General features: G+C 70.6%; 25 protein-coding genes. 13 read left to right on the top strand and 12 right to left on the bottom strand.

The features are described from left to right. Nucleotides 1–6: 6 nt before the first annotated feature. Entirely contained in the window at nucleotides 7–786 is a 780-nt protein-coding gene (locus tag ACQPXM_RS15555; protein WP_432949111.1) for a carbon-nitrogen hydrolase family protein, read from the top strand. Nucleotides 787–789: 3 nt separating this feature from the next. Here the strand turns inward: ACQPXM_RS15555 and ACQPXM_RS15550 are convergent, their stop codons facing one another. Continuing rightward, nucleotides 790–1,107 carry a hypothetical protein gene (locus ACQPXM_RS15550; RefSeq protein WP_077017001.1) on the bottom strand — a complete coding sequence of 106 codons (318 nt, stop codon included), beginning with the start codon at nucleotides 1,105–1,107 and terminating at the stop codon, nucleotides 790–792. A gap of 397 nt (nucleotides 1,108–1,504) precedes the next feature. Between ACQPXM_RS15550 and lpdA the strand changes: the two genes are divergently transcribed. From lpdA to ACQPXM_RS15535, 3 genes are all read left to right on the top strand, one after another. After that, nucleotides 1,505–2,893, top strand: coding sequence for a dihydrolipoyl dehydrogenase (gene lpdA, locus ACQPXM_RS15545; RefSeq protein WP_432949109.1), 1,389 nt, complete (start codon nucleotides 1,505–1,507; stop codon nucleotides 2,891–2,893). Nucleotides 2,894–3,001: 108 nt separating this feature from the next. Beyond that, a complete protein-coding gene (sucB, locus tag ACQPXM_RS15540; RefSeq protein ID WP_432949107.1) occupies nucleotides 3,002–5,026 on the top strand; it encodes a 2-oxoglutarate dehydrogenase, E2 component, dihydrolipoamide succinyltransferase in 2,025 nt (674 codons plus the stop codon). Nucleotides 5,027–5,227: 201 nt separating this feature from the next. Next, nucleotides 5,228–6,121 (top strand): TIGR01777 family oxidoreductase, encoded by an 894-nt coding sequence (locus tag ACQPXM_RS15535; RefSeq protein ID WP_432949105.1) that lies wholly within the window; start codon nucleotides 5,228–5,230, stop codon nucleotides 6,119–6,121. Between the two features lie 804 nt (nucleotides 6,122–6,925). Here the strand turns inward: ACQPXM_RS15535 and ACQPXM_RS15530 are convergent. After that, entirely contained in the window at nucleotides 6,926–7,615 is a 690-nt protein-coding gene (locus tag ACQPXM_RS15530; RefSeq protein WP_432949103.1) for a TetR/AcrR family transcriptional regulator, read from the bottom strand. A gap of 86 nt (nucleotides 7,616–7,701) precedes the next feature. On the opposite strand from ACQPXM_RS15530, the gene ACQPXM_RS15525 reads away from it, so the two are divergent. After that, on the top strand, nucleotides 7,702–9,114 hold the full coding sequence (locus ACQPXM_RS15525) for an MFS transporter (RefSeq protein WP_432949101.1): 1,413 nt from the start codon (nucleotides 7,702–7,704) through the stop codon (nucleotides 9,112–9,114). Nucleotides 9,115–9,292: 178 nt separating this feature from the next. Here the strand turns inward: ACQPXM_RS15525 and ACQPXM_RS15520 are convergent, their stop codons facing one another. Continuing rightward, nucleotides 9,293–10,915 (bottom strand): protein kinase domain-containing protein, encoded by a 1,623-nt coding sequence (locus ACQPXM_RS15520; protein ID WP_432949099.1) that lies wholly within the window; start codon nucleotides 10,913–10,915, stop codon nucleotides 9,293–9,295. 120 nt (nucleotides 10,916–11,035) lie between these two features. Between ACQPXM_RS15520 and lipB the strand changes: the two genes are divergently transcribed. The 3 genes from lipB to ACQPXM_RS15505 all read left to right on the top strand — a co-directional run bounded on the left by lipB (nucleotide 11,036) and on the right by ACQPXM_RS15505 (nucleotide 13,611). After that, nucleotides 11,036–11,758: a lipoyl(octanoyl) transferase LipB gene (lipB, locus tag ACQPXM_RS15515; protein WP_432949097.1), complete on the top strand. Its 723-nt coding sequence runs from the start codon at nucleotides 11,036–11,038 to the stop codon at nucleotides 11,756–11,758. A 129-nt stretch (nucleotides 11,759–11,887) separates the two neighbouring features. After that, nucleotides 11,888–13,147, top strand: coding sequence for a hypothetical protein (locus ACQPXM_RS15510; RefSeq protein WP_432949095.1), 1,260 nt, complete (start codon nucleotides 11,888–11,890; stop codon nucleotides 13,145–13,147). A 107-nt stretch (nucleotides 13,148–13,254) separates the two neighbouring features. After that, the gene (locus ACQPXM_RS15505; protein ID WP_432949093.1) at nucleotides 13,255–13,611 is read left to right on the top strand and encodes a VOC family protein; all 357 of its coding nucleotides are present in this window, start codon (nucleotides 13,255–13,257) and stop codon (nucleotides 13,609–13,611) included. Nucleotide 13,612: 1 nt separating this feature from the next. Here ACQPXM_RS15505 and ACQPXM_RS15500 read toward each other — a convergent pair whose 3' ends face one another. From ACQPXM_RS15500 to ACQPXM_RS15470, 7 genes are all read right to left on the bottom strand, one after another. Continuing rightward, nucleotides 13,613–14,578 (bottom strand): LysR family transcriptional regulator, encoded by a 966-nt coding sequence (locus ACQPXM_RS15500; protein ID WP_432949091.1) that lies wholly within the window; start codon nucleotides 14,576–14,578, stop codon nucleotides 13,613–13,615. A gap of 126 nt (nucleotides 14,579–14,704) precedes the next feature. Continuing rightward, nucleotides 14,705–15,889 (bottom strand): ABC transporter permease, encoded by a 1,185-nt coding sequence (locus ACQPXM_RS15495; protein ID WP_432949089.1) that lies wholly within the window; start codon nucleotides 15,887–15,889, stop codon nucleotides 14,705–14,707. After that, a complete protein-coding gene (locus tag ACQPXM_RS15490; RefSeq protein WP_432949087.1) occupies nucleotides 15,886–16,767 on the bottom strand; it encodes an ABC transporter ATP-binding protein in 882 nt (293 codons plus the stop codon). Before ACQPXM_RS15490 ends, ACQPXM_RS15495 begins: the two co-directional genes overlap by 4 nt. A gap of 87 nt (nucleotides 16,768–16,854) precedes the next feature. Continuing rightward, entirely contained in the window at nucleotides 16,855–17,247 is a 393-nt protein-coding gene (locus ACQPXM_RS15485) for a hypothetical protein (protein ID WP_432949085.1), read from the bottom strand. Beyond that, nucleotides 17,247–18,146, bottom strand: a complete 900-nt coding sequence (locus ACQPXM_RS15480) for an RNA polymerase sigma-70 factor (protein ID WP_432949083.1) — start codon at nucleotides 18,144–18,146, stop codon at nucleotides 17,247–17,249. Before ACQPXM_RS15480 ends, ACQPXM_RS15485 begins: the two co-directional genes overlap by 1 nt. Nucleotides 18,147–18,164: 18 nt before the next feature. Beyond that, entirely contained in the window at nucleotides 18,165–18,419 is a 255-nt protein-coding gene (locus tag ACQPXM_RS15475) for a hypothetical protein (RefSeq protein WP_432949081.1), read from the bottom strand. Then, nucleotides 18,416–19,168, bottom strand: coding sequence for an SDR family oxidoreductase (locus ACQPXM_RS15470; RefSeq protein ID WP_432949079.1), 753 nt, complete (start codon nucleotides 19,166–19,168; stop codon nucleotides 18,416–18,418). The genes ACQPXM_RS15475 and ACQPXM_RS15470 overlap by 4 nt, the downstream gene beginning before the upstream one ends. 169 nt (nucleotides 19,169–19,337) lie before the next feature. Between ACQPXM_RS15470 and ACQPXM_RS15465 the strand changes: the two genes are divergently transcribed. Next, nucleotides 19,338–20,513 carry a low temperature requirement protein A gene (locus ACQPXM_RS15465; protein ID WP_432949077.1) on the top strand — a complete coding sequence of 392 codons (1,176 nt, stop codon included), beginning with the start codon at nucleotides 19,338–19,340 and terminating at the stop codon, nucleotides 20,511–20,513. Here the strand turns inward: ACQPXM_RS15465 and ACQPXM_RS15460 are convergent. Next, nucleotides 20,468–21,127, bottom strand: coding sequence for a response regulator (locus tag ACQPXM_RS15460; protein ID WP_432951026.1), 660 nt, complete (start codon nucleotides 21,125–21,127; stop codon nucleotides 20,468–20,470). The two genes, ACQPXM_RS15465 and ACQPXM_RS15460, sit on opposite strands and share 46 nt — an antisense overlap. Before the next feature lie 22 nt (nucleotides 21,128–21,149). Next, nucleotides 21,150–22,562: a sensor histidine kinase gene (locus ACQPXM_RS15455; protein ID WP_432949075.1), complete on the bottom strand. Its 1,413-nt coding sequence runs from the start codon at nucleotides 22,560–22,562 to the stop codon at nucleotides 21,150–21,152. Between the two features lie 83 nt (nucleotides 22,563–22,645). On the opposite strand from ACQPXM_RS15455, the gene lipA reads away from it, so the two are divergent. From lipA to ACQPXM_RS15435, 4 genes are all read left to right on the top strand, one after another. After that, nucleotides 22,646–23,563, top strand: a complete 918-nt coding sequence (lipA, locus tag ACQPXM_RS15450; protein WP_432949073.1) for a lipoyl synthase — start codon at nucleotides 22,646–22,648, stop codon at nucleotides 23,561–23,563. 29 nt (nucleotides 23,564–23,592) lie between these two features. Beyond that, nucleotides 23,593–24,288 (top strand): DUF4191 domain-containing protein, encoded by a 696-nt coding sequence (locus ACQPXM_RS15445; protein ID WP_432949071.1) that lies wholly within the window; start codon nucleotides 23,593–23,595, stop codon nucleotides 24,286–24,288. Nucleotides 24,289–24,363: 75 nt separating this feature from the next. Continuing rightward, nucleotides 24,364–24,735: a VOC family protein gene (locus tag ACQPXM_RS15440; protein ID WP_432949069.1), complete on the top strand. Its 372-nt coding sequence runs from the start codon at nucleotides 24,364–24,366 to the stop codon at nucleotides 24,733–24,735. Between the two features lie 88 nt (nucleotides 24,736–24,823). Then, a complete protein-coding gene (locus ACQPXM_RS15435) occupies nucleotides 24,824–26,104 on the top strand; it encodes a class I SAM-dependent methyltransferase (protein ID WP_432949067.1) in 1,281 nt (426 codons plus the stop codon). The last annotated feature ends 3 nt before the right edge of the window (nucleotides 26,105–26,107 follow it).

Raw genomic sequence — 26,107 nt, 5'->3', positions numbered from 1 at the left:
GGGTTCATGACAGCTCTGTCCACGCTACGGGTCGCCGCCGCCCAGATCCTGACCACCGCGGACCCGGTCGCCAATCTAGCCGTCGCGGTCGACGCCGTCCGGCGGGCCGCGTCGCAGGGTGCGTCGCTGGTCGCCTTGCCCGAGGCGACGCTCGCGGCGTTCGGCAGTGATCTGCGGGCGGTGGCCGAGCCGCTCGACGGGCCGTTCGCGACCGGGCTGCGCAAGGTCGCGGAGGAGACCGGCGTGGTCGTCGTCGCGGGAATGTTCGAGCCGTCGGAGGACGGGCGGGTGCACAACACGCTGCTGGCGACCGGTCCTGGCGTCGAGGCGTCGTACCGCAAGATCCACCTGTACGACGCCTTCGGCTCGCGGGAATCGGACCTGGTTGCGCCTGGCAAGGAGCTGGTGGCGTTCGAGGTGCGGGGCGTGACCGTGGGGCTGGCGACTTGCTACGACCTTCGGTTCGCGGACCAGTTCACCGCACTGGGGCGACTGGGCGCGGAGCTGATCGTCGTACCGGCGTCGTGGGGTGCTGGGCCGGGCAAGGAAGAACAGTGGGACCTGCTCACGCGCGCTCGGGCGTCGGACGCTCAGGCCTGGCTGCTGGCGTGCGACCAGGCGTGGACTCCGCCGGTGGGGACTGATCCGCTGGGGATCGGTCGGAGCGTGCTGGCCGACCCGCTGGGGCGGGTGAGCGCGCGGCTGGGCGCCGAGACCGGGCTGCTGCTGGGCACGGTCGACACCGAACTTGCGGCGACCACGCGACAGCGGGTGCCCGTCCTGTAAGGGCTAGGCGAGGCCGTTCTTCTTCTGGCGGGCGTTGTACTCGCGCATCCGTGGCGGATAACCGACCACGGCCGCGTCGTACGACGGGATGCCGAGCTTGTTCAGGAAGTTGTGCGCCCACTCGACCGAGGGGACCCGGCGACGGGTCCACTCGCCGTCGACGGCGACCAGGAGCAACGTGTACTCGGTCACCGCGGTGCGCGGCTCGACGAACCCCTCGACACCCTGCCGGGTCTGGACGAACTCCCGCAGGTGCGCCTGGTCGGGGGTGTCCGACTTGCGCATCGTGCCGGGCTTCTGCCGGCGACCGAACCACTTCATGGTCAAAGTGTCCCCTATCACCGCAAGTTCCTCCCGGATCCGGCTGCCCGCCACCACGTGCCGCCGCGGCCACCCCTCGCTGCGGCCACCTGAGCGGAGGCCACGACCGTGGCAGCACGTGGTGCGCGGACCGTCCGGTCCCCCGAGGACCCCCGTCTCCGGACGGCCCGTCGTACGGGCTGGTCAGTACGACGCGACGCGGGCGGCGAAAGTTCGGAACCGGTCGCCGGACAGCGGCCCGTCCCTCGGCGTCCTGAGCGGACACCGCCGCCGAACCGCTCGCCCCGTACGGCGAGCCCGGGCACGACGCGGCGGCGCCTCGGTGACAAGATGACGCCCGGGCCGGAACTCCGCGACCCGGGGCCGCCCGCCGACCTGTTGACCCACGGAGGAACCTGTGACGACCACGGCAGACAGCACGCAGACCTATGACCTGGTGATCCTCGGCGGTGGCAGTGGCGGGTACGCCGCCGCGCTGCGCGCCGCCGTACTCGGGATGTCGGTCGCGCTGGTCGAGAAGGACAAGCTCGGCGGCACCTGTCTGCACCGCGGCTGCATCCCCACCAAGGCGCTGCTGCACGCCGCCGAGGTGGCCGACTCCGCCCGCGAGGGCGAGCAGTTCGGCGTCCGGACCACGCTCGAGGGCGTCGACATGGGCGGCGTGAACAAGTACAAGGACGGCGTCGTCGACCGGCTGTTCAAGGGCCTGCAGGGCCAGATCAAGGCCCGCGGCATCACCGTGGTCGAGGGCGAGGGCCGGCTGACCTCCCCGACCACGGTCGAGGTCGCCGGTACGACGTACACGGGTCGCAACGTGATCATCGCGTCGGGCTCGTACTCCCGGTCGCTGCCGGGCCTGGAACTCGACGGCCAGCGGGTGATCGCCAGCGAGCACGCGCTCACCCTCGACCGGGTGCCGGAGTCCGCGGTCGTGCTCGGCGGCGGTGTGATCGGCGTCGAGTTCGCCAGCGCGTGGACGTCGTTCGGGACCAAGGTGACCATCGTCGAGGCGCTGCCGCGGCTGGTCCCGGCCGAGGACGCCGACTGCAGCAAGACCCTGGAGCGGGCGTTCCGCAAGCGCAAGATCGGCTTCAAGACCGGCACGTCGTTCGAGTCCGTGGAGGTGGTGGACAACGGCGTCAAGGTGACCGTGGCCGGTGGCGAGGTGCTCGAGGCCGAGGTGCTGCTGGTGGCGGTCGGCCGCGGCCCGAACACCGCCGGACTCGGCTACGAGGAGGTCGGCGTCGCGCTCGACCGCGGCTTCGTCACCGTCGACGAGAACCTGCAGACCAGCGTGCCGGGCGTCTACGCCGTCGGCGACATCGTGCCCGGGCTGCAGCTCGCGCACCGCGGTTTCCAGCAGGGCATCTTCGTCGCCGAGCACATCGCCGGGCTGAACCCGGCGCCGATCGACGAGGCCGGCATCCCGCGCGTCACGTACTCCGAGCCCGAGGTCGCATCGGTCGGGCTGACAGAGGAGCAGGCCCGGGCGACGTACGGCGAGGTTGAGATCCTGAACTACAACCTCGGCGGAAACGGCAAGAGCCAGATCCTGAAGACCCAGGGGTTCGTGAAGCTGGTCCGGGCCAAGGACGGCGCGGTGGTCGGCCTGCACATGGTCGGCTCCCGGGTCGGTGAACTGATCGGCGAGGCCCAGCTGATCTACAACTGGGAGGCGTTCCCGGCCGACGTCGCGCCGCTGGTGCACGCCCACCCGACCCAGAACGAGGCCCTCGGCGAAGCGCACCTCGCGCTGGCCGGAAAGCCTTTGCACTTCCACGAGTAAGTTGGTGGTGCGCCGCGACGGGCGTGTCCGCCGTGACCCGGCGGCAGCCCGTTCCGGCCGCACCGTAGGCTGACTTCGAGACCGATCGACGAAGGAGCAACGACCGTCATGCCGACCTCTGTATCCCTGCCGGCCCTCGGGGAGAGCGTCACCGAAGGAACCGTCACCCGCTGGCTCAAGCAGGTCGGTGACACGGTTGCCGTCGACGAGCCCCTGCTGGAGGTCTCGACCGACAAGGTCGACACCGAGATCCCCTCCCCCGTGGCCGGCACGCTGCTGGAGATCAAGGCCGCCGAGGACGAGACCGTCGAGGTCGGCGCCGAACTGGCCGTCATCGGCGACGCCGGCGAATCCACCGGCGGCGCGGGCGACCAGCCCGCCGAGGCCCAGGCTGAGCAGGCCCCCGCCGAGCAGGCCGCGCCCGCCGAGTCGGCCCCGGCCGCTCAGGCCCCGGCCGCTCAGGCCCCGGCCGCTGAGGCCCCGGCCCAGCAGGCGGCTTCGGCTGCGGAGCAGCAGGCCGCGCCGCAGGCGCAGGCCCCCAGCGACAACTCCTCCAACTCTTCTCCGGCCGAAGCGGCCTCAGCCCCCGCGGCCTCCCCGGCCGCATCGGCACCGGCCTCGAGCGGCACCTCCGTCACCCTCCCCGCCCTCGGCGAGAGCGTCACCGAAGGAACCGTCACCCGCTGGCTCAAGCAGGTCGGCGACGACGTAGCCGTCGACGAGCCCCTGCTCGAGGTCTCCACCGACAAGGTCGACACCGAGATCCCGTCGCCGGTCGCCGGCAAGCTGCTCGAGATCAAGGTCGCCGAGGACGAGACGGTAGAGGTCGGCGCCGAGCTGGCAGTCGTCGGCTCCGGCGACGCAGCTCCCGCGCAGCAGGAAGCCCCGAAGCAGGAGGCTCCGGCCCAGCAGGAGGCCCCGAAGCAGGAAGCCCAGGCCCCCGCGCCGCAGCAGGCCCCGCCCGCCCAGGCTCCGGCTCCCGCCCCGCAGCAGGCCCCGCCTGCTCAGGCCCCGGCTCAGGCCCCCGCCCCGCAGCAGGCTCCGCCGGCCCCCGCCGCACAGCCCGCTGCCCAGGCCCCCGCCCCCCAGGCGGCCCCGGCCCAGCCGGCAGCCCAGGCCCCCGCGGCCCAGCCCGCTCAGTCCTCTTCTCCGGCCGCCGCAACCTCAGCCCCGGCCGCATCGGCACCGGCCGCAAGCTCCAACGGCTCGTCCAGCGAAGGCCCGAACTACGTCACCCCCCTGGTCCGCAAGCTCGCCGCCGAGCACAACGTCGACCTCGGCGCCGTCCAGGGCACCGGCGTCGGCGGCCGCATCCGCAAGCAGGACGTCATCGCCGCCGCCGAAGCAGCAAAGGCCGCCCCGGCACCCGCAGCGGCAGCCCAGTCCTCGTCGGCCCCGGCGGCCAAGGCCCCGGTCAGCCCGCTGCGCGGCACCACCGAGAAGATGAGCCGGATCCGCAAGGCGATCGCCAACCACATGGTGAACTCGCTCAAGGTCTCGGCCCAGCTGACCACGGTGGTCGAGGTCGACGTCACCGAGATCGCCAAGCTGCGCAACGCCAAGAAGGCCGAGTTCGAGGCCCGCGAGGGCGTCAAGCTGTCCTTCCTGCCGTTCTTCGCGCTCGCCGCGGTGGACGCCCTGAAGCAGTACCCGAAGCTCAACGCCTCGATCAACGAGGAGGCCGGCGAGGTCACGTACCACGCCGCCGAGCACCTGGGCATCGCGGTGGACGCCGAGAAGGGCCTGATGGTCCCGGTCGTGCACAACGCCGGCGACCTGAACATCGCGGGCCTGGCCAAGAAGATCGCCGACCTCGCCGAGCGCACCCGCAACAACAAGGTGCTGCCGGACGAAATGGCGGGCGGCACGTTCACGATCACGAACACCGGCAGCCGCGGCGCCCTGTTCGACACGCCGATCCTGAACCAGCCCCAGGTCGGCATGCTCGGCACCGGCGCGGTCGTCAAGCGCCCGGTCGTCATCACCCACCCGCAGCTCGGTGAGACCATCGCCATCCGCCAGATGGTGTACCTGGCCCTGACCTACGACCACCGCCTCGTCGACGGCGCCGACGCCGCTCGCTACCTGACGGCCGTCAAGCAGCGCCTGGAAGAAGCCCAGTTCGACGTGTGATCCCGGACCGCGCCGAGCCACCGGCCCGGCGCCGTCCACCCAGCACCACCACCGACCCGCCTCGAGCCTCACCGCCCGCGGCGGGTCGGTCCGTTTCAGCACCACCGGCCGTCAGACAGTCCCGCTCCCCACCCACCGCGACGTCCTCGGCGACCACCCTCAGCCCACCGCCTGCAGTCCCGTTCCCCCGGAGGTTCCGCGATGAAGTACGTACTGGCCGGCGCATCCGGCTTCCTCGGTACGGCGCTCACCCGCGACCTGACCGCCGCCGGCCACCAGGTCACCCGCCTGGTACGCCGTACGCCGTCCTCGCCCGACGAACTCCCCTGGAACCCCGCCACCGGCCAACTCGACCCCGACGCCCTGGCCGGCGCCGACGTCCTGGTCAACCTCGCCGGCGCGAACATCGGCCTGCGGCCCTGGACCCCGACGTACCGCAACACGCTGCGCGAAAGCCGCGTCAGCACCACCGCCACCCTCGCGCAAGCCGCCGCCCAACTCGACCGCAAACCGGTCTTCATCTCCCAGAGCGGCGTCGCCGGCTACGGCATGGACTGCGGCGACCGCATCCTCACCGAATCCACCCCGCTGGGCGACGGCTTCCTCGCCGACGTGGTCCGCGTCTGGGAAGGCGCCGCCGACCCCGCCCGCGCCGCAGGCTGCCGAGTAGCCACCCTCCGCACCGGCATCGTCCTGGCCCGCAACGCCCCCGCGTTCCAGCTCCTCTCCCTCCCCTTCCGCCTAGGCCTGGGCGCCCGCCTGGGCTCCGGCGCCCAGTACTTCCCCGTCGTCTCCCTCACCGACTGGCTCCGAGCCGTCCGCCACACCGCCGAACAAGACACCGTCGAGGGCCCCGTCAACATCACCCTCCCCACCCCCACCACCAACCGAGCCTTCACCAAGGCCCTGGCCACCCATCTCCACCGCCCCGCCGTCCTCCAGGTCCCCGCCCCCGTCCTCACCACGGTCCTCGGCGAGTTCGCCTGGGAACTCCTCGGCAGCAAACGAGCCCTCCCCACCATCCTGCAGAAAACCGGTTTCACCTTCACCCACCCCACCACCCACGAGGCCCTAGCCGCAGCCCTGGCTCGCTGACCTCCAGGTGGCGCCAAGGCGTGCGCGATGTCGTCGCTGCCCATCCGCCGCAGCGAGGACCAGGTGCCCCATGGCTACCGCGAAGACCGCAGACCGGTCCACCACGCTCCGGGAACCGACCGCGCGCATCGATCTCCGGCCAGGCCCGCCAACCGCACGCAGTACGCACCCGCCCCCGGTTCCAAGCACAAGCCGGCCTGAAAGCCCCGTACTACGGTCGATCAGCAGCCCGATCTCCGCGCCCCGGCCGAAGTCGGGGCCCGAGGCAACGAACAGACCGCCTCGCCGCGCACGTCACCCCGGCCCGCCGCGCGGCAGCTCGGCAGCTCGGCAGCTCGCCACCTCGGCACCTCGGCAGCGTGTGGTACGCCGTCGGCCAGCCCGCGGTCCACCGTCGATCGGCGCGGACCAGCTCTGGTTCGCCGGGCAGGTCCTCGGGCGGCGGCGTGGACTGGGCTGCTGCCTCTCGGGCGGCGGAGCGGGGCTAGCGGTTCTCGGGCGGCGGAGCGGGGTTAGCGGTTCTCGGGCGGCGGCATGGGCTGGGCTCCCGCTTCTCGGGCGGCGAGGCGAGGCGGGGCTAGTGGACTCCGGAGGCGGGGACCACCGCGGCGTGGCGGCTTCACGCAGTCGGGGCTCAAGCCGGGGGGTCGACGTACCGGACACAGTGGTCGCCGCGCTCGGGCTGTCCGGGGTGGCAGCGTGGATGGCGCTGACCTGGCCGGGCCTACTGGTTCTCCGGACGCGGGCGGGCTAGTGGTTCTCCGGACGCGGGCGGGGCTAGTGGTTCTCGGAGGCGGGGCGGGGCTAGTGGTTCTCGGGAGGCGAGAACGCCGGCAGCACGGTGGCGGTGATGTAGGCGGCGGCTTTGTCGGGGGTGAGGCGGCCGGCGGTGATTTCGTCGGCGGCGCTGTGCATGACGCTGTGCATGACGCTGACCAGCCAGCTGATCGGGAGGTCGGTGCGGAAGGCTCCTTCGGCGCGGCCTCGTTCGACCAGGCGCTCTACGCGTTTGACCGGGCCGGCGTGCAGGTCGCGGATCTTGCTGGGTGGGAGCACGTCCTGGGCCGCGGTCAGGAGTGAGCGGGACTGGTTGACCAGTTGCCAACTGGAGTCGATGAGTCGGGCGAGGGCGTCTCGCGGGTCGCCGGTGAGGTCTACGGCGTCGAGTCCGGCGTGGCCGTCGTCGATGGCGCGGGTGAGTGCGGCCTCGACCAGGTCGGCGCGGTTCGGGAAGTGGCCGTAGACGGTGACGCGTCCGACGCCGGCGGTTTTCGCGATCTCGCTGACGCTGGCGTCGGGGTTGCGGCTCAGCGACTCGATCGCGGCGTCGAGGATCGCCGCGATGCTGCGCTGCGCGTCCGCTCGCCGCGCCGGGCCGGCTGGGGAGCGCGTCGGCGCGGTTGAGCTACGCGGCTTCTCGTTTGGCGCGGTCGAGCTGCGCGGCTTCTCGGTCGGCGCGGTTGAGCTGCGTGGTTTCTCGTGCGTCGCGGCCACTCGAAACTCCTCTTGTCGAACACCGGTGTACGAGTTACTGTAGCGCAAATAACTCATACACTGCTGTACGAATTGGAGGTGCTGTCGTGTCTGGACCATCCGCCGGCGAGGCCGGAGCCGTGACTGCAGATCCCCGCCGGTGGCGTCTGCTGGCGCTGTTGGGCGTTGCGCAGTTCATGCTGATCCTGGACGTGACCGTCGTCGCGATCGCGCTGCCGCACATCGGTACCGACCTCGGCCTCGAGCGCGACACCCTGACCTGGGTCGTCAGCGCTTACACGCTGGTCTTCGGCGGTCTCATGCTGCTCGGTGGGCGAGCCGCCGACCTGTTCGGTGCTCGCCGGGTGGTGCTCACCGGCTTGCTCGTGTTCACCGTGGCATCCCTGGTCACCGGTCTCGCCGAGAACGCCGCGATGGTGATCGGCGGACGGGTCGCCCAGGGCCTCGGTGCGGCAATGCTGTCGCCCGCCGCGCTGTCCGTGGTAACCAAGACGTTCCACGGCGACGAGCGCAACAAAGCGCTCGGCATCTGGTCGGCCCTCGGCGGCGGCGGTTCGGCGATCGGCGTACTGCTCGGCGGCTTGCTGACCGCGGGGCCGGGCTGGCAATGGGTGTTCTACATCAACGTGCCGATCGGCATCGTGGTGTTCGCAGCACTGAGCCGGACGCTACCGCGCGATCTGCCGACCGGGCCGACAGCTCGACTGGACGTACCGGGCGCGCTCCTGGTCACTGCCGGTACCGGCACCGCGATCTACGCACTGATCAACGCGGGCGACTGGGGCTGGCTCGATGGCAGGACGCTCGGCACCCTGGCTGGCGCGGTGGTGCTCTACGCGCTGTTCGCCGTTGTGCAGCGGACGGTCAAGTCGCCGCTGATGGATCTCCGCATCCTCACCCGGCGACCGGTGGCGTCGGGAACATTCCTCATCCTGGTTGCGACGGCGTTGATGATCGCGGTGTTCTTCCTCGGCTCGTTCTACCTGCAGCACCACCAGGGGTACGGCGCGCTGCGCACTGGTCTGCTGTTCCTGCCGGTGGCGTTGGCGACCATCGTCGGGGCGCAGGTTGCCGGTCAGGTCATCGGTACGGCGGGCGGACGCAAGGTCGCCGTGATCGGTCTGCTCATCGCCGCGGTCGGCACTGGCGTCGCGGCTCTGGGGCAGGGGCCCGTGACGGTCGTTGTCGGGATCAGCCTCGGAGCGGCCGGCATCGGCGCGGCGTTTGTCGCGTCGTCGGCCACCGCGCTGGGGCAGGTCGCTCACCACGAGGCAGGTACGGCGTCCGGACTGCTCAGCACCTTCCACGAGTTCGGCGCGGCTCTCGGAGTCGCGGTGGTCTCGAGCATCGCTGCCGCGAGCATCGCCGGAACCACCGATGCGGGATTCACCAACGCCTTCACCTTCGCCGCGGTCACAGCAGCCGTCGCGGCACTGCTGGCGCTGGTAGTCGTGCCGTCGCTGAAGCCGGGGGCCGGTGTCACGACCGGCGCCCACTGAGCCCGATCGGCTTGGTGTTGGGGGCTGGCTCGGCGGTGGGGCTGGACCGGCTCGCCCGATGGGGTGAGGACCGGCTCGGCGGTGGGCAGGGATTCGGTTGAGTGGTTGCTGAGAAGGCGACGAAATGCTTGCGGTCCGGGGTGGAGATTCTGCTCCGGATCGCTTGCAGGGAAAGGAATCACGCCGGACTGATGCCGGCGATGCGCCAGGTCTTGCCGGTTGGGATGAGGGTGATCCGGCGGGTGGTGGAGGGGCCCGGCGGGAAGGGGGTCCGTTGGCCGGTGGGTGCCAGGGCGGCGCCGGAGACGAGGCGGTCCGTGACTCGGAGGATGACGGCGGGTCCGGGCGTTGGTTCTTGCTGTAGGTGCTGGATCTGGAGGCGGAGCTCGGCGATGCGGATCTTCTGGGCCTGGTACGACGCGAGCAGGGCTCGGTCGGCGGTCCAGGGGGCGCTGCCGGGTTGGTAGACGGCGTCGAGTTCGGCGGGATTGAGGGTCCAGAAGGCGTGGGCACGGCGTTGGTCGAGGGATTCAAGGGTTGTGCGCCAGGAACTGGCGGCGGGCGTGGGTTGTGGGGTGGCGGGTGCGATGGAGGGCTTAGGGGTCGCGGGCAGGGCTGACGAGGGCGTCGGGGTTGCTGGGTGGGCGGCCGAGGTTGGAGAGGTGGACTCGGTAGGAGTTGGAGAAGCCGACTCGGTGGGGGGTGGTGAAGGGGGCGCGGCTGCAGCGGGATTGGTGGTGGGCGTGTTGAGGATGCCGAGGGTGGTCAGTGCGATGGCGGTGACAACCAGCGCGGCCAGGGCTGAGGCGGCGACAACTCCATAGGCCGTTCGGCGGGAGCGCGGGGCTCGGTGGGTGCTGGCGAGGATCTGGTTGAGGCGGGTGGTGTTGTCTCGACGAGCTCTGCGGGTGGTGTCTCGACGCGACCGGCGACGGGTGCGTGAGCGGCGCGAGCCGAGGGCGGGGGCCGCACGAAGGTTGGGGCCGGCAAAGGCGGGCGTGGCGATCGGCTGCCGGTCAGGCGTGGCGGTCGACCGCGGATCGGGCGCGGCTGGGGTGGATGTCCGGGTTGCGGCGGGTGGGGTGGCGGCCGTTGGAGGGAGCTGGATCGACGGAACCCGATCGGGCGACGGCTGCGAGGGTGGCGAGACCGCGGACGTGGCGTGATCGGGAAAAGCAAGATTCAGCGGCGTAGGTGGAGACAGGTCGAGGACCTTGCGGGCGAGCGTGGATGCGTTCGTGTCGGCGAACAGCGTGGCGGGGAACGGTGTCGTGGTCCCGGCCGCGAGTTCGGTCAGCGCCGACAACGCGGCGATGTCGTCGGCGGGTGTCGTAGCCGGATCTTGGGACCGGAGAAACGTGTCGGTGATGACCGGACGGCCGTCGGCGTCGAAGAGGATGTTCGCGGGCGTCAGACGGCCGTGGTGCAGGCCTTGGTGATGCAGGATCGCGACAGCGTCGGCCAGCGGGCTGATCAGTGTGACCAGTTCGCCCAGGGTGAGGTCGCCTCGGCGGTCCAGGAGTGCGGTGAGGTTTCCCGCGGGCACGTGCTGACCGAAGAGCAGCCAGTCGTCGTTGGCCTGGCGGACCTCGAACAGGCGGGCGATGTGTGGATGGTCGATGGCCAGCAGGGTGGTCAGGTCGCGCTCGAAGGTGGTCGGGTCGGTGATGGACGGGGCGGGGATGCGTTTGAGCACGGCGTGGCGGCCGGAGGCGAGGTCGCGGACCAGCCAGACAGTGCCGACGGATCCGGACCCGAGCCTCCGGCGCAAGCTGTAGCCGGCGATGTCGTCGAGTGCCATGCCAAGAGAGTGCACGAATCAGCACTATCGGCCGCGAAGTTATCCACAGCGCACCACCGGCCAAAGGGCCTGTGGACGGTGGCCGACGTCCGACGACGGGCGAGGCATACACTCGACGACGTGAGGGCTATCAACTACGTGGAGGCCGGATTCGGCGCCGAGGCGGTTGACTACGAGCAGGCGTGGGAGGAGCAGCGGCGGCTGCACACCGCGGTTGCCGAGGGCACCGGTGCGGACACGGTCATCCTGCTCGAGCACCCACCGGTCTACACCGCCGGCAAGCGGACCGAACCGCACGAGCGCCCGTTGGACGGTACGCCGGTGGTGGACGTCGACCGCGGCGGCAAGATCACCTGGCACGGTCCCGGCCAGCTGGTGGGTTACCCGATCGTCAAGCTGGCGTCGCACGTGTACGTCGTGGACTACGTCCGGCGGCTGGAAGAGGCGCTGATCGCGGTCTGCGCCGACCTCGGCGTACGGACCGGGCGGGTCAAAGGGCGCAGCGGGGTATGGGTGCCGGCCGACGAGCGCGGGCGTGAGCGGAAGATCGCCGCGATCGGGATCCGGGTGGCGCAGGGCGTGACCATGCACGGGTTCGCGTTGAACTGTGACAACGATCTGGCGTGGTTCGACCGGATCGTGCCGTGCGGGATCTCCGACGCGGACGTGACCACGTTGTCGAAGGAGCTCGGGCGCGACGTGAACGTCCGGGAGGTCCTGCCGACAGTCCGGCGCGAGCTCGACCGGATGCTGGCCTGGAACGAGTACGAGCGCACGCCCGATCTCGACCACGCGGACCCGGCACCGACCGGCATCACCTACGGGTTGGCCGTCACTCCGTAGCTCACTCCGCGGCCCAGCGGCTGAGTGAACCCTCGTCACGCATGGCCTGTGACGGTGCGTAGGTGAAGCTCCGGCGAGGCGCCGAAGTGTCGTCGCTGTGTGTGGGAAAAACGTCGCTACGGTGGGCGTGTGTCCAAATTCCTTGGTTTTCTTCTCGGGATCGTCGCGGCGCTGGCAGGTCCGGCCGCGTTCGGAGCGCTGACCGCCGAGGGCGGGGTCGAGCTGAACGCGAAGGAGATGGCGCTTGCCTACGGCATCGGAGCGCTGATCTTCTGGGCCCTGGTGTCGTACTTCTCCGGCGCGGCCGCGCTCGGTGCCGCGCTGACGTTCGGCGCGATGATCTACGCGGTGCACTGGATCCCGAACCGGACGACGAACTTCCTCAACGACGTCCCCGCCGTGACCACCGGCATGATCAACGGCATCAAGGCCTACACGCTGAACGGCGTGGTGCCGATCCTGGCGGTGATCTCGCTGGTGTACGCGATCCAGCTGATCGTCCAGTCCGTACGCCGGCGCCGCCGCGAGCGGGCCGAGGCCGAGCGGCGGCAGCGCGAGCAGGAGCTCGCGCAGGCGCAGCAGGAGGCCGAGGTCGCGGCGGTGTACCCGTCGGCCGGTGCGGAGTACGCGCCGCCGGCCGGGGACAACCGGTTCCAGAGCTTCGGCAACACCAGCTACGACGACCTGTTCGAGGACGAGCCGGCGCCGGTGCAGCCGCGCAGCCAGGCGGACGAGCACACGATGCAGTTCAGCGAGGCGGACGCCCGCATGCCCGAGCAGACCGCGGTGGTCGGTGCCGTGAGCAACGATGCGGACGAGACGCGGCGAGCTGAGGCCGAGGACGAGACGCGGCAAGGCGCCGGCGATGCGGATGCGACGCAGGTGGTCGCGGCGGATTCGGATGCGACGCAGCAGGTGCCGGTGGATCGGGACGCCACGCAGCAGATTCCGGCTGCCGAGACGCCGAAGACGGTTGAGGACAACAAGGACAACAACGACACCAAGGACAACGAGCCGCCGGCCGCTGGTGGAGCGATCGCGGCGCCGGTGACTACCGCACCCCAAGCTGCCGCACCTCAGGCCGAAGTCCCAAAGGCGGAAGCACCCAAGCCTGAAGCCCCCAGGGCCGAGGCACCGGAAGCCGCCAATCCCCCGGCAGAAACTCAGAAGCCCGAAAACCCGACCGCCGAGGCGCCGAAGCCTCAGCCCGCGCCGCCGAAGGCTCCCGAGGTCGCAGAGCCCAAGGCTCCCGAGCCGCCGAAGCCCAACGGGCAGCAGCCGTTCGCACGCCCCAAGGAAGAAGTCGGCCAGCAGTACCGCGAGCGGATGGACGACCCCGAGGACACCGGCGAGTTCTTCGTGGGCCAGTTCCGGCCCGCCGGAGCCTGACACGCCACACACCCGAAAGACCCGGTCGCAAAACGCGGCCGGGTCTTTCGCGTCCCGCCACCGAAAAGCGCCTGCACCCAAAGCCACGCCGAGGATAAGCTCCGCGAATGAGCTTGCAATGGGAACAGGTGATCGTCCACTCGGCGGATCCCAAGGCCCTCGGGCAGTGGTGGGCCGAGGCGCTCGGATGGGTGGTCGTGTACTCCTCCGACGACGAGTTCGAGATCCGTCCCGCGCCGGATCAGATGCCAGGCTTGGACTTCGTCCGGCTCGAGGAGGCCAAGAAGTCCAAGAGCCGCCTGCATCTCGACTTCCGGCCGGACGACCAGGAGGCCGAGGTCGCTCGCCTGCTGGCGCACGGCGCACGCCGGGTCGACATCGGCCAGGGTGATCAGGCGTCGTGGGTCGTGCTCGCGGATCCCGAAGGCAACGAGTTCTGCATCCTCGGCGAGCGGAGCGAATAGTTCAGGCGACGTGCATGCGCTGGTGCTGACCCCACCGCGCATGCTCGGCGAAGGCCTCGTCGTAGGCCCGGCTCGCCATCTCGCACACGTCCGAGGCCATCTGCGCACGCGGCGACTCGGTGCTCCAGGCAAGCAGCAGGCGCCGGTGGATCGGGTCGCCGGCCAGCGGCCGGGTGGTGACGTCGCTGGACAGCATCCGGTACGACGTGGGCGAGATCAGCGCGACGCCCTGACCGCTGGTCACGAAGCCCATCACGACCGACGTGTCGACGGAGTGGTGCTCGATCCGCGGCGTGAACCCGGCCTGCTCGCACGACGCCCGGAACAGCACGTGGAAGCCGCTGTCGTCCGGCGGTTCGCCGATCCACTCCTCCCCCGCCAGGTCGGCCAGGTCGATCTCGCCGCGGTGGCGGCTCGCGATCGCCAGCGGGTGGTCGGCGGCCATCACGACGTACGCCGATTCGGACTCGACGATCGTGCGCGCGTCGACGCCGGTCGGCAGCCGGAGCTCGAAGCCGGGGAACTCGCGCAGCAGCGCGAAGTCGAGCCGCCCGCTCTCGAGCTGCTGCAGCAGCACGCTGGTCGCCCACTCGACCTCGATGCTGACCTGCTCGATCTCGCCGTGGTCGCGCAGCCGGGACGCGATGCCCGACATCGGCGCGGTCGGGAACCCGCCGAGCCGGACCGCGCTGGACTCGACCGCGGTCATCGCCGAGACCGTGGCGGACAGGTGGTCGACGTCGACCAGGATCGCGCGGGCGCGGTCGACGGCGTACCGGCCGAGGGCCGTGGGGGTGACACCGGTGCGGGAGCGTTCGAACAGCTCACCGCCGAAGGCCGCCTCGATCCGTTTCAGCTGCGCGGTGAGGCTCGGCTGGCTCACCTTCAGCCAGCGGGCCGCCCGGCCGACGGACCCCGCCTCTGCCACCAGGACCACCACCCGCAGGTGGCGCAGCTCGACGTTCATGCGTTGTGACCGTAGTCGAGGTTACGCCGCGGTACACAGGCGACTTGTATTGCGGTTTCGTCACAGCCGGGCAAAACCCTGTAACGTTCGCCCGGCTGTGACGATGTACGGGGACCATTCGCGCTGTCAGGACGGTTCGAGCGTCAGTGCCTCTCGGTAACCGAGCTTGCGCCCGGTCTGCAGCAACGTCCGCTCGTACAACCGCGCTCCGAGCCGGATGATCAGCACCGTCGCGATGAGCAGCAACGCGATCGCCACCAGCGGCTGCCACAGCGGCACGTCCTCGGTCAGCATCCGCCCGGGCATCGCCATCGACGACGCGATCGGCACGAACGAGGCCACCGTCTTGGCCGTTCCGCCGGCGAACACCGAGAAGAAGAACGGCACCATCAGGATCATCTGGCCCGGCAGCGTGGTCGAGCCGAGATCCTCCTGCCGGGTGGCCAGCGAGCCCGCCACCGCCCACAGCCCGGCCAGCGCCAGGAACCCGAGCACGAAGAACACCACGAACCAGCCCGCGACCGGAGCGATCACCTCGAGGATGTCGGCCTGTCCGGTGACCAGCAGCCCGATCAGCGACGCGGCCGCGATCACCACAATCTGGGCCAGCGCCATCACCGTGTTGCCGACCACCTTGCCCCACAGCAGCGCCCGGATCGGGATCGCGGCGGCCAGGATCTCGACCACCCGGCTCTCCTTCTCCTGCACGACGCTCTGCGCGATCATCATGCCGAAGCCGAGTGCGGTCATGTAGAAGGCCAGCGCCAGCCCGATGTTGACGAAGTTCGCCACGATCTCGGGCAGCGGTCCGGGGTTCAGCAGCTGCTCCGTCACCGCCGTACCGGCCTGCAGCTGCTCCGGTGTCAGCCCGGCCTTCGCGGCGTTCGCGAACATGCCGAGGCTGACCGCCGCCTCGCGCAGGCTGTTCCCGATGCCGGAATCGACTTCGTCGTCACCCAGTACGACGTACCCGTTGTCGGCCGGCAGCAGCGCCACCGCGACGTCTCCGTCGGTGACGGCCCGCTCCGCCGCTGCACGGTCCGCGACCCGGGTCACCTCCAGAGTGTCGTCGCCGTTGACCAGATCGGCCTGCTGGACGACCCGCGCCCCGGCGTCGTTCAGCACCGCGACCTTGTCCGGCGAGTCGTTGCCGGCCAGCAGCGCCGGGATGATCACCGCCGCCATCACCACGATCAGCATGAACACCGTCGAGCCGATGAACGTCTTGTCCCGCAGCTTCGTGCTGATCTCACGCAGCGCGACCAGCTGCCACGGGTGCCGCAACCTGGTCCTGCTCTGCTGGGTGCTCATCGGGTCGCCTCCCGGAAGACGTCGCTCAACGCCACACGCTCGGGCCCGAACTCGAGCACCTGCCCGCGACTCATCGCCTGCTGAAGGACCAGTTGCTCCTGGCCCGCTTCGGTCACGTCGAACAGCCCGCACGAGCCGTCCACGTCGCGAACGGTGATCCCGCGGACGTCGCGCAGCCAGCCCGCGTCGCCGTCGGTCACCAGCCGGTACGTCGTACTGGAGCCGGCGGCCAGGGTGGCGACCGGGCCGGCGGCGACGACCTTGCCTCGGGACAGCACGACCAGGTCGTCGCACAACCGCTCGACCAGCTCGAGCTGGTGGCTGGAGAACAGCACCGGCACCTCGGGCGTGACCTCCTCGCGGAGCAGGTCGACCATCGCGTCGACGGCCAGCGGGTCGAGCCCGCTGAACGGCTCGTCGAGCACCAGCGCGATCGGCTCGTGCACCAGCGCGGCGGCGATCTGGACGCGCTGCTGGTTGCCCAGCGAGAGCGTCTCCAGCGGGTCGCCGGCCCGCTCGGTCAGGCCCAGCCGGTCGAGGATCTTGTCGGTCCGCTCCTCGGCCCGCAGCGGGTCGAGACCGTGCAACCGGCCGAAGAACACCAACTGGTCGCGGATCTTCATCTTCGGGTACAGCCCGCGCTCCTCCGGCATGTAGCCGAAGTCGCGGCGTACCTCGTGGGTCAGCGGTACGCCGTTCCACAGCGCCTGTCCCGCCGACGGCGCGAGCACCCCGAGCACGATCCGCATCGTCGTCGTCTTGCCGGCCCCGTTCGCTCCGACGAAGCCGGTCATCCGCCCCGGTACGACGTCGAACGTCACGTCGTCCAGGGCGAGGTGATCACCGAACCGCCGGGTCAACCCAGCAACGCTCAGCATCCCGTTCACCGTTCCTCTACTGCTTCGGCCCTTGGCCGGACGCACGCCCGGCCACTCCCGGTGTCCCGGGAGTGGTTCCAACGCTAGTCAGCCGGGCGCGTCCGCACGTCGGCCCGCAGTGTGACCACCCGGGTCATCCGCGGGAGGGACCTCCCGGTGCCAGGCGGTGAGTTTGGCCGGGTTGAGGATCAGCCACAGGTGGGTGACGACCAGGTCGGCGCCGTCGACGCACAGCACGGCCTGCGCCCGGCCGGACCGTCGTACGACGATCGCCGGCCGGCCGTTGGCGCGCTCGACGGACAGGTCAGCGCCCGGACGGGTGCAGTGGACGGTGACCAGCCGGGCGATCTCCACGACGTCGTGGACCGGGCGCAGTGGAGCGGCGACCTGCCCGCCACCGTCGGAGACCAGTACGGCGTCCGGTGCGAGCAGGTGCTCCACCTGTCCCGACCGCAGGGCCGCGACGAGGTGGTCGATCATCAACTCACACCGGCGAGCTTGTTCGGGTTCATCTGCCAGAAGATCCGGTCGATGCCCTGCGCCGACGCGACCACGGTGACCGCGGCGAAGACCGCTCCGTCCATCCGCAGCAGAGCCATCGCCTCGCCGTTGACGGTGGCGATCTCCACGTCGACACCGGCCCAGAAGCGTTCGGCGAAGGCCCGGTAGTACTTGGCGACCCGCTCCACGCCGTGCACGGGGATCTTGGAGGCCCGGACGATCCCACCGCCGTCGGAGTAGCTGGACACGTCCGCCGCGAACAGGTTCTCCAGCGCGACCAGGTCCCCCGTCCGGGCCGCACTGACGAACGCACTGAGCAGCCGGCGCTGCTCCACCTCGTCCACCGGCGTACGGCGGTCGCCGTTGACCCGTTTGCGCCCCCGGCTGACCAACTGACGCACGGCCGGCTCACTGAGCTGCAGGATCTCCGCGATCTGCGAGTACGGGTAGTCGAACGCCTCACGCAGCACGTACGCCGCCCGCTCGTTCGGCGACAGCCGCTCCAGCAGGATCAGTACGGCGAACTCCAATGCCTCCCCACGCTCGGCACCGAGCAGCGGGTCGGCGCTGGTGTCGACCGGCTCGGGCAGCCAGGGACCGACGTACGTCTCGCGCCGGACCCGCGCCGACTGGGCCGCGTTGATCGCCAGCCGGGTGGTCGTGGTCGCCAGGTACGCCGCCGGGTTGAGCACGACACTGCGGTCACAGGTCTGCCAGCGCACCCAGACGTCCTGGACCAGGTCCTCGGCCTCGGTCGCGCTGGACAGCATCCGGTAGGCGATGCCGAACAGCCGCGGACGCAGCTCGGCGAACACCCGGGCCGCTTCCTCCAGGTCGTCCGCCTCGCTGACAGCTGTTTCGTCCACGGGTTCGGGCATCGCCTCCATCTTCACCCCTCAGACGTCGTCCGGTCGGGGCGACTCGCCCTCCATTGCCTCGACCGCGCCGAGCAGGCTGCGCAGCGCCACCTCGTCCCGCTCCACCTCGGCGGGGTCGACCAGCCACTCATCGACCGGTACGACGCGCTCCGGCTCGCTCGCCGCGATCATGTCGAGGTCGAGCCGCACCTCGTGCTCCAGCTCGTGCAGCGTCTCCGGCCCGTACATGCTCTCCGCGTCGCGCAGGAACGAGCTCTCGTCCGGCGTGGTCATCGGTGCCCGTCCCCCTTGGCCCAGTCGGCGTAGCGGATGTGGCCGAGCTGGGCGTCGCCCTCGGGGACCAGGCTGCCGTCGAGCAGCTCGGAGCCGAAGTAGGTGGCGTGCTCGTCGGCCACCACCTCGCGCGGGTCGTTGTGCAGGGCGAGCGCCTCGCGGATGAACTCGTCCATCTGGTACTGCTCCGGCCCGGCGATCTCGAGCCGGCCGTTCAGCGGCGTACCGACCGCGACCTTGGCGACCGCGTCGGCCACGTCGTCGCCGGCCATCGGCTGGAACTTCACCGGCGCGATCCGGACCAGCGAACCGGTGGTCGCCGCGTCGGCGATCCCGATCGCGAACTCGAAGAACTGCGTGGCGTGCACCAGCGAGTACGGCACGCCGGAGGACTCGATCAGCTGCTCCTGGGCGATCTTGGCCGCGAAGTACCCGTTGTCGGGCAGCCGCTCGGTGCCGACGATCGACAGCGCGACGTGGTGCCCGACGCCTGCCTCGGCCTCGGCGGCCAGCACGTTGCCGGTCGAGGTGGTGAAGAACTCCATCACCGCGGCCGGCTCGAACGACGGTGAGTTCGAGACGTCGACCACCACGTCGGCGCCGACCAGGACCTCGGCCAGTCCCTCGCCGGTGAGCGTGTTGACCCCGGTGTTCGGTGCGGCCGCGACCGCCTCGTGCCCGTGCGCGGTGAACCGGCGGATCAGCTTGGACCCGATCAGCCCGGTGCCACCGATGACGACGATCTTCATGCCCGACCTCCTGTCCCGTCCGGGGGCCTGCCGCCGCCCGGTCAGCAGCTATGACCGGACAACCCGGCCGGTTGTGACAGGTTCGGAAAATCTTCCGCGGAACTCGGTCACAGAGCGCACGGCTGCGCTGTCTGTGCTGGTGAGAGCCGACCAGCCCAGGAGCCGAACCATGCCCGCAGCCGTGATCAGGGCCCGGATGCGCCCGCGCCGACCCGACGAGCAGCACCGCACCGCCAGTCCGCTCGAGCTGCTGTTCGACCTGACCTTCGTGGTCGCGGTGGCGGCCGCCGCGGCCGAGCTGGCGCACAGCCTGGCGACCGGGCACTACGCCGTCAGCGGGTTCCTGCAGGTGTTCTTCGCGATCTGGTGGGCGTGGATGAACTTCACCTGGTTCGCCACCGCCTATGACACCGACGACGTGCCCTACCGGCTGCTCACCATGCTGCAGATGGGCGGCGTGCTGGTGCTGGCGGCCGGCGTCCCGGCCGCGGCGGCCGACGCCGACTTCCGCGTCGTCACACTGGGGTACCTGATGATGCGCGGCGGCCAGATCGTCCAGTGGCTGCGCGCAGCGGTCGAGGACGCCGACGGACGCCGTACGGCGATCCGCAACGCCGTGGGGATCAGCCTGCTCCAGCTCGGCTGGCTGATCCGGCTGGCGACCGGCGAGACCACCACGCTCACCTTCGTCTGCCTGGCTGTGCTCGAGCTGACCGTGCCCTGGTGGGCGCAGCGCAACGGCGACACCGGCTGGCACCCGCACCACGTCGCTGAGCGGTACGGGCTGTTCACGATCATCCTGCTGGGTGAGAGCGTGCTGGCCGTCAGCAACGCTGTCCGGGCCACCGAGCTCAGCCCGGCGATGGTGGTCGTGGCGGCAGGCGGTCTGGTCCTGCTCTTCTCGCTGTGGTGGCTCTACTTCATCCAGCCGGCCGGTGCCGGCCTGGAGCAGAACCGCGACAAGTCGTTCGTCTGGGGCTACGGCCACTACGGCCTGTTCGCGGCACTGGCGGCACTGGGCGCCGGCCTGGAGGTCGCGGTCGAGCAGACGAGCCACCACCTGCCGCTCTCCCCCACCGCCGCGGGCTACGCCATCGCCGTACCGGCGGCGGTGTTCGTCGTGCTGCTGTGGGCCGTGAACCGCACGATCACCCAGTCCCCGCTGCTCCGGCCGAGCACGAGCGTCGCAGGCATGGTCCTGATCGCCTCGGCGCCACTGCTCGCGCCGTACGGCGGGGTGCCGTTGGTCGTCGTACTGGTCGCCGCGGTGTGCGTGCTGATGGTCGCGGTGACGCTACTTCAGGCGGTGGCGTCGTCGCCGGGCACGACCAGGCCGCACTCGTAGGCGAAGACCACGGCCTGGACCCGGTCGCGCAGGCCGAGCTTCAGCAGGACCCGGGACACGTGGGTCTTCACCGTGGCCTCACCGACGAACAACTGGCCGGCGATCTCGGTGTTGGTCAGGCCGCGGGCGATCAGGCCGAGCACCTCCCGCTCGCGCTCGGTCAGGTCGGCGACCAGGTCCGGCCGGTAGACCCGCTCGCCACCACCGGCGAACCGCTTGATCACCCGCCGCGTCACCTCGGGAGCGAGCAGGGCGTGACCGGAGTGGACCACCTGGATCGCCTCGACCAGGTCCTCGGGTGCCGTGTTCTTCAGCAGGAAGCCGCTCGCACCGGCGCCGAGGGACTCGAACAGGTAGTCGTCGCGGTCGAACGTGGTCAAGATGACGACCTTGCCGGCGTCGGCGGCGACGATCCGCTGGGTGGCGGCGATGCCGTCCAGGCCCGGCATCTGGACATCCATCAGGACGACGTCCGGACGCAGGTTCAGAGCCAGCTCGACCGCCTTCTCCCCGTCGGCGGCCTCACCGACCACCGCGATGTCCGGCTCGACCGACAGGATCATCCGGAACCCGGCCCGGACCAGATCCTGGTCGTCGACCAGCAGCACGCGCATCGGCGACGACGGTTCCGGACTCTCACTCACTGACTGCTCCTTCACGGTCCTGCACGGAACGGACAGTGTCCCCTGTCGCCGGTTCGGCCACCGGCGACGGCTCCAGCGGGATTCTCGCCCGGACCCGGAAACCGCCGACCGGGCGGGGGCCGATCTCGGACTCGCCGCCGAGCAGCGCGACGCGTTCGCGGATGCCGACGTGGCCCAGCCGGCTGCCGACCGGGGCGTGCTTGGGCCGGCCGTCGTCGATCACCTCGACCTCGACCGCGTCGTCGAGGTAGCGCAGCGTCACGTGCGCCGTCCGGGCGGTCGAGTGCCGGCGGACGTTGGTCAGGGCCTCCTGCGCGATCCGGTAGACCGACACCGAGATCGTCTCCGGCAACTTCACCGGCGGCCCGATCTGGTGGAACCCGACGTCCAGCCCGGTCCCGCTCGCCTCGACCACCAGCGCGGGCAACCGGTCCGCGCCCGCCTGCGGCGCCTTGGCCGCGGCCGGCCCAGGTTCGTCGTCGAGCTCCGGATCGGCGGCCCGGAGCATGCCGAGCAGCTGGCGCATCTCGTTGACCGCCGTCCGGCTGGAGTTCTCGATCACGCTCAGCGCGTTCTTGGCGGCGTCCGGGTCCTGCTCCATCACCCGGCGGGCGCCACCGGCCTGGATCCCGATGCTGCTGATGTGGTGCGCGACCACGTCGTGCAGTTCGCGGGAGATCCGCAGCCGCTCGTCGATCACCGCGCGGCGCGCGTTGGCCTGCTGCTGCACCGCCAGCTCGGCGGCCTGCTGCTCCAGTTCCTGGCGCTGCCGGGCCACGCCCCACGCCGTACGGCCCCAGAAGTAGGCGCCGAAGAAGTACAGCACGTTGATCGCGAGCGTGATGACCACGCCGGACACGTACGGCCCGAGCAGGGTCTCGTTGACTCCCTTGAACTCGTCGTTGCGCAGCGCCCGGACGAACCCGATCGTGAGCCAGCCGAACATCGCGACGAACACGACCGCCACCGTCGCCTTCATCAGCCGCCGGTCCCGGGCCCACGCGACCGCCGCGTAGATCGCCATGAACTGGGTCGCCTGGGTGACGATGTTGCTGCTGAACGCGAACGTCGCCCGCTCACCGGTGACGACGAACAGCACCGACACGACCAGCAGGACGGCGATCGGCCACCGGCGGCGGAAGCACAGGGCCAGGGCGCCGGCCGCGCTCAGCACGTACGGCTCGATCCCGCCGATGCCCATCTGGGCGTGCAGCGGCGTCGCGCCCCGCGCCAGCTCGGTCCCGATCACGCCCGCGACGGCCATTCCGACGCCCAGCAGTACGTCGTACCGCTGCTCCTGCGCGGTCGGGCCGGGGCGGATCCAGCCGCGGACGGTCGTGCCGGTCTTCGGCGGCGTGCCGGGCTCGGCCGGGGCCGGCTCGCGCACGGGCTGGGGACTTGACATAGCTCACCAGCCTACGGGTGGAGAGCTCCTGACCGGCCCGGCGTACTCTGGAGGGCGTGACGATCGCCCCAGAAGGACGAAAGATGCTCAGGCTCGAGGTGCGCAACGCGGAGACCCCGATCGAGCGCAAACCCGAGTGGATCAAGACGCGCGCGAAGATGGGCCCGGAGTACCAGAAGCTGCAGGCGCTGGTGAAGTCCGAAGAGCTGCACACCGTGTGTCAGGAAGCCGGCTGTCCCAACATCTTCGAGTGCTGGGAAGACCGTGAGGCCACCTTCCTGATCGGTGGCGACCAGTGCACCCGGCGCTGCGACTTCTGCCAGATCGACACCGGCAAGCCGCAGGCGCTGGACCGCGACGAGCCCCGCCGGGTGGCCGAGTCCGTGGTCAAGATGGGCCTGCGCTACGCGACCGTGACCGGTGTGGCCCGCGACGACCTGGACGACGGCGGCGCCTGGCTGTACGCCGAGACGATCCGCCAGATCCACGCGCTCAACCCGGGCACCGGCGTCGAGATGCTCGCGCCGGACTTCAACGCCGTACCGGAGCAGCTGGCCGAGGTGTTCTCGTCCCGGCCGGAGGTGTTCGCGCACAACGTCGAGACGGTGCCGCGGATCTTCCGCCGGATCCGGCCCGGCTTTCGGTACGAGCGATCGCTGGACGTGATCACCCAGGCCCGCGACTACGGCCTGGTCACCAAGTCCAACCTGATCCTCGGCATGGGCGAGACCCGCGAGGAGGTCAGCCAGGCGCTGACCGACCTGCACGAGGCCGGCTGCGAGATCATCACGATCACCCAGTACCTGCGCCCGTCTGTGCGACACCACCCGGTCGAGCGGTGGGTCCGGCCGGAGGAGTTCGTCGAGCTGCAGGCCGAAGCCGAACAGATCGGGTTCGCCGGCGTGATGTCCGGCCCGCTCGTGCGTTCGTCGTACCGCGCCGGTCGGCTGTACCGTCAGGCGGTGGAGTCGCGGATGACCTCCGCTGTCCAGGATGCTTAGGACCCGATCCCGAGGATGACAAGGTAGAGATGGCCAAGAACGACGCCCCCGCCGAGAAGACCAGCCGGCTGAAGCAGATCAGGTCGGCGTACCAGCTGACCAAGAAGTCCGACCCCCGGATCGGGCTGCTGCTCGCCGCGATCTTCCTCGGCGTGGTCGCCGTGTTCGTCGCGCTGGGCATCCTGGTCGGCCCGCTGCTGATCTGGATCCCGCTCGGCGTCGCGCTCGGCTTCCTGGCCACCACGATCGTGTTCGGCCGCCGGGTCGAGAAGGCGGCCTACAGCCAGATCGAGGGCCAGGCCGGCGCGGCCGCGTCGGCGCTGCAGACGCTGCGCCGCGGCTGGAACGTGACGCCCGCCGTCGCGGTCACCAAGAACGCCGACATCGTGCACCGCGTCGTCGGCCGCCCGGGCATCGTCCTGGTCGGCGAGGGCCAGGCCAGCCGGGTGAAGAACCTGCTCGCCGCCGAGGGCAAGAAGCACACCCGGGTCGCGGGCGGCGCGCCGGTGATCCAGATCGTGGCCGGCAAGGGTGAGGGCGAGGTCGACATCCGCAAGCTCACCAAGCACGTGATGAAGCTGCCCCAGGCGCTGCAGCCGTCCGAGATCACCGACCTGCTGCAGCGGCTGAAGGCGCTCGACGCCGTCCGCCCGCAGGTGCCGATGCCGAAGGGGCCGGTGCCGACCAGCCTCAAGGGCGCGCGGCAGGCGATGAAGGGCCGCTGAGCCCCCGCCGCTGTCGAGTTCGGGGCTTCCCGTTCGTCAGGTAGTAGTCCATCCTGCGGAACGAGGAGGTAACTCATGGCCGTCGACGACGTTTTCCCTATCGTGACGACTGCTGACCTGGACCGGCTGCTGCCGTTCTACACCGACGTGCTCGGTGGTGAGCAGGTGTACCAGTTCCCGCCCGAGGGCGCACCGGCGTACGTCAGTGTGCAGTTCGGCAAGGCCTCACTGGGGCTCGGCCACGACCCGGACTTCCAGGTCACGCCGGGCCGGCCGCCGATCGCGCTCTGGCTCTACACCGACGACCTCGACGGCGTCGTCGACCGGATCCGGGCCGCCGGTGGGCGGATCACCCAGGAACCGGCCGACCAGCCGTGGGGCGAGCGGGAAGCCCGTGCCGAGGACCCCGACGGCAACCACCTGTACCTGGGTCAGCGCACCGGCTGACACCACCGCGCCGTCCAGGTCGCACCCGGCAGCCACCTTCCGGCCTTAGGGTGCGACCAGGACGGACGAAACCCGAGGTAGAACAGACATGACGGATCTCATCCCGGCGGTTCACCAGCCCTCGGCCACGACCTGGCCGGGCCTGGCGGCACCGCGCTCGAACCCGGTACGCCGGGCCGGCGCGCTGGCCGCGATCCGGATCATCGCCAAGGACCTGCCTGCCTCGATCGTGATCGACAACCGCCGCTACGGCCTCGGCGGCCCGGCGATGCGCGTGCACCGCACCGGCCCGTTCCTGGACCGGCTCGGCCAGGACGCCGGCTCCGGGTTCGGCGAGGCCTACCTGGCCGGGGACTGGGATCCCGAGCCCGGCACCGACCTGGCCGACCTGCTGGTTCCGTTCGCCCAGCGGTTCAGCAACGAGGAGAACCGGCACCTGCTGCCGAAGTGGGCCCAGTCGCTGCGCTGGCTGGTCACCAAGTCCCAGCCGTCCGACCAGGAGAACGACCGGGCCGGCGCCCGGGAGAACATCAGCCGGCACTACGACCTGAGCAACGCGATGTTCTCGGAGTTCCTCGACCCGACCCTGACCTACTCGGCGGCGTACTTCGGCACCGCCGACCCGCTCGCCGATCTCGGCACCGCGTCGTACGACGAACTGACGCCGGCCCAGCTGCACAAGCTGGACGCGATCCTCGACGCGGCCGGGGTGCGGTCGGGCTCCCGCGTGCTCGACATCGGCTGCGGCTGGGCCAGCCTGGCGATCCGCGCCGCCCAGCGCGGCGCCTGGGTGACCGCGATCACGATCGCTTCCCAGCAGGCCCTGCTCGCCCAGCGCCGGGTCGCCGAGGCCGGCGTGAGCGACCGGGTCCAGATCGCGCTGCGTGACTACCGCGACCAGATCGGTGAGTTCGACGCGGTGCTGAGCGTGGAGATGATCGAGGCGGTCGGCGAGAAGTACTGGCCGGTCTACTTCGACGCGATCGAACGGCGGCTCGCGCCGGACGGCGTCGCGGTGGTGCAGGCGATCGTGATGCCGCACGAGCGGATGCTGGCCACCCGCAACACCTTCACCTGGGTGCAGAAGTACATCTTCCCCGGCGGCCTGATCCCATCGGTGAAGGTGATCAAGGACGTCACCAACCAGCACACCGGGCTGCACGCCCAGGTCCTGCGCAGCCTCGGCCCGGACTACGCCCGCACCCTGCGGATCTGGCGCAACCGCTTCATCCAGCAGTGGCCGAACATCGCCGCCCTCGGCTTCGACGAGACGTTCTGCCGGATGTGGGAGTTCTACCTCGCCTACTCCGAGGCCGGCTTCCGCTCCGGCTACCTGGACGACGTGCAACTGCTGCTGACCAGGCGTTAGGCC

Origin of the sequence: Kribbella sp. CA-253562 (genome assembly GCF_050942265.1) — a bacterium.
Taxonomy (GTDB): Bacteria; Actinomycetota; Actinomycetes; order Propionibacteriales; family Kribbellaceae; genus Kribbella.
This window is presented reverse-complemented; position numbering and strand designations above follow the sequence as displayed.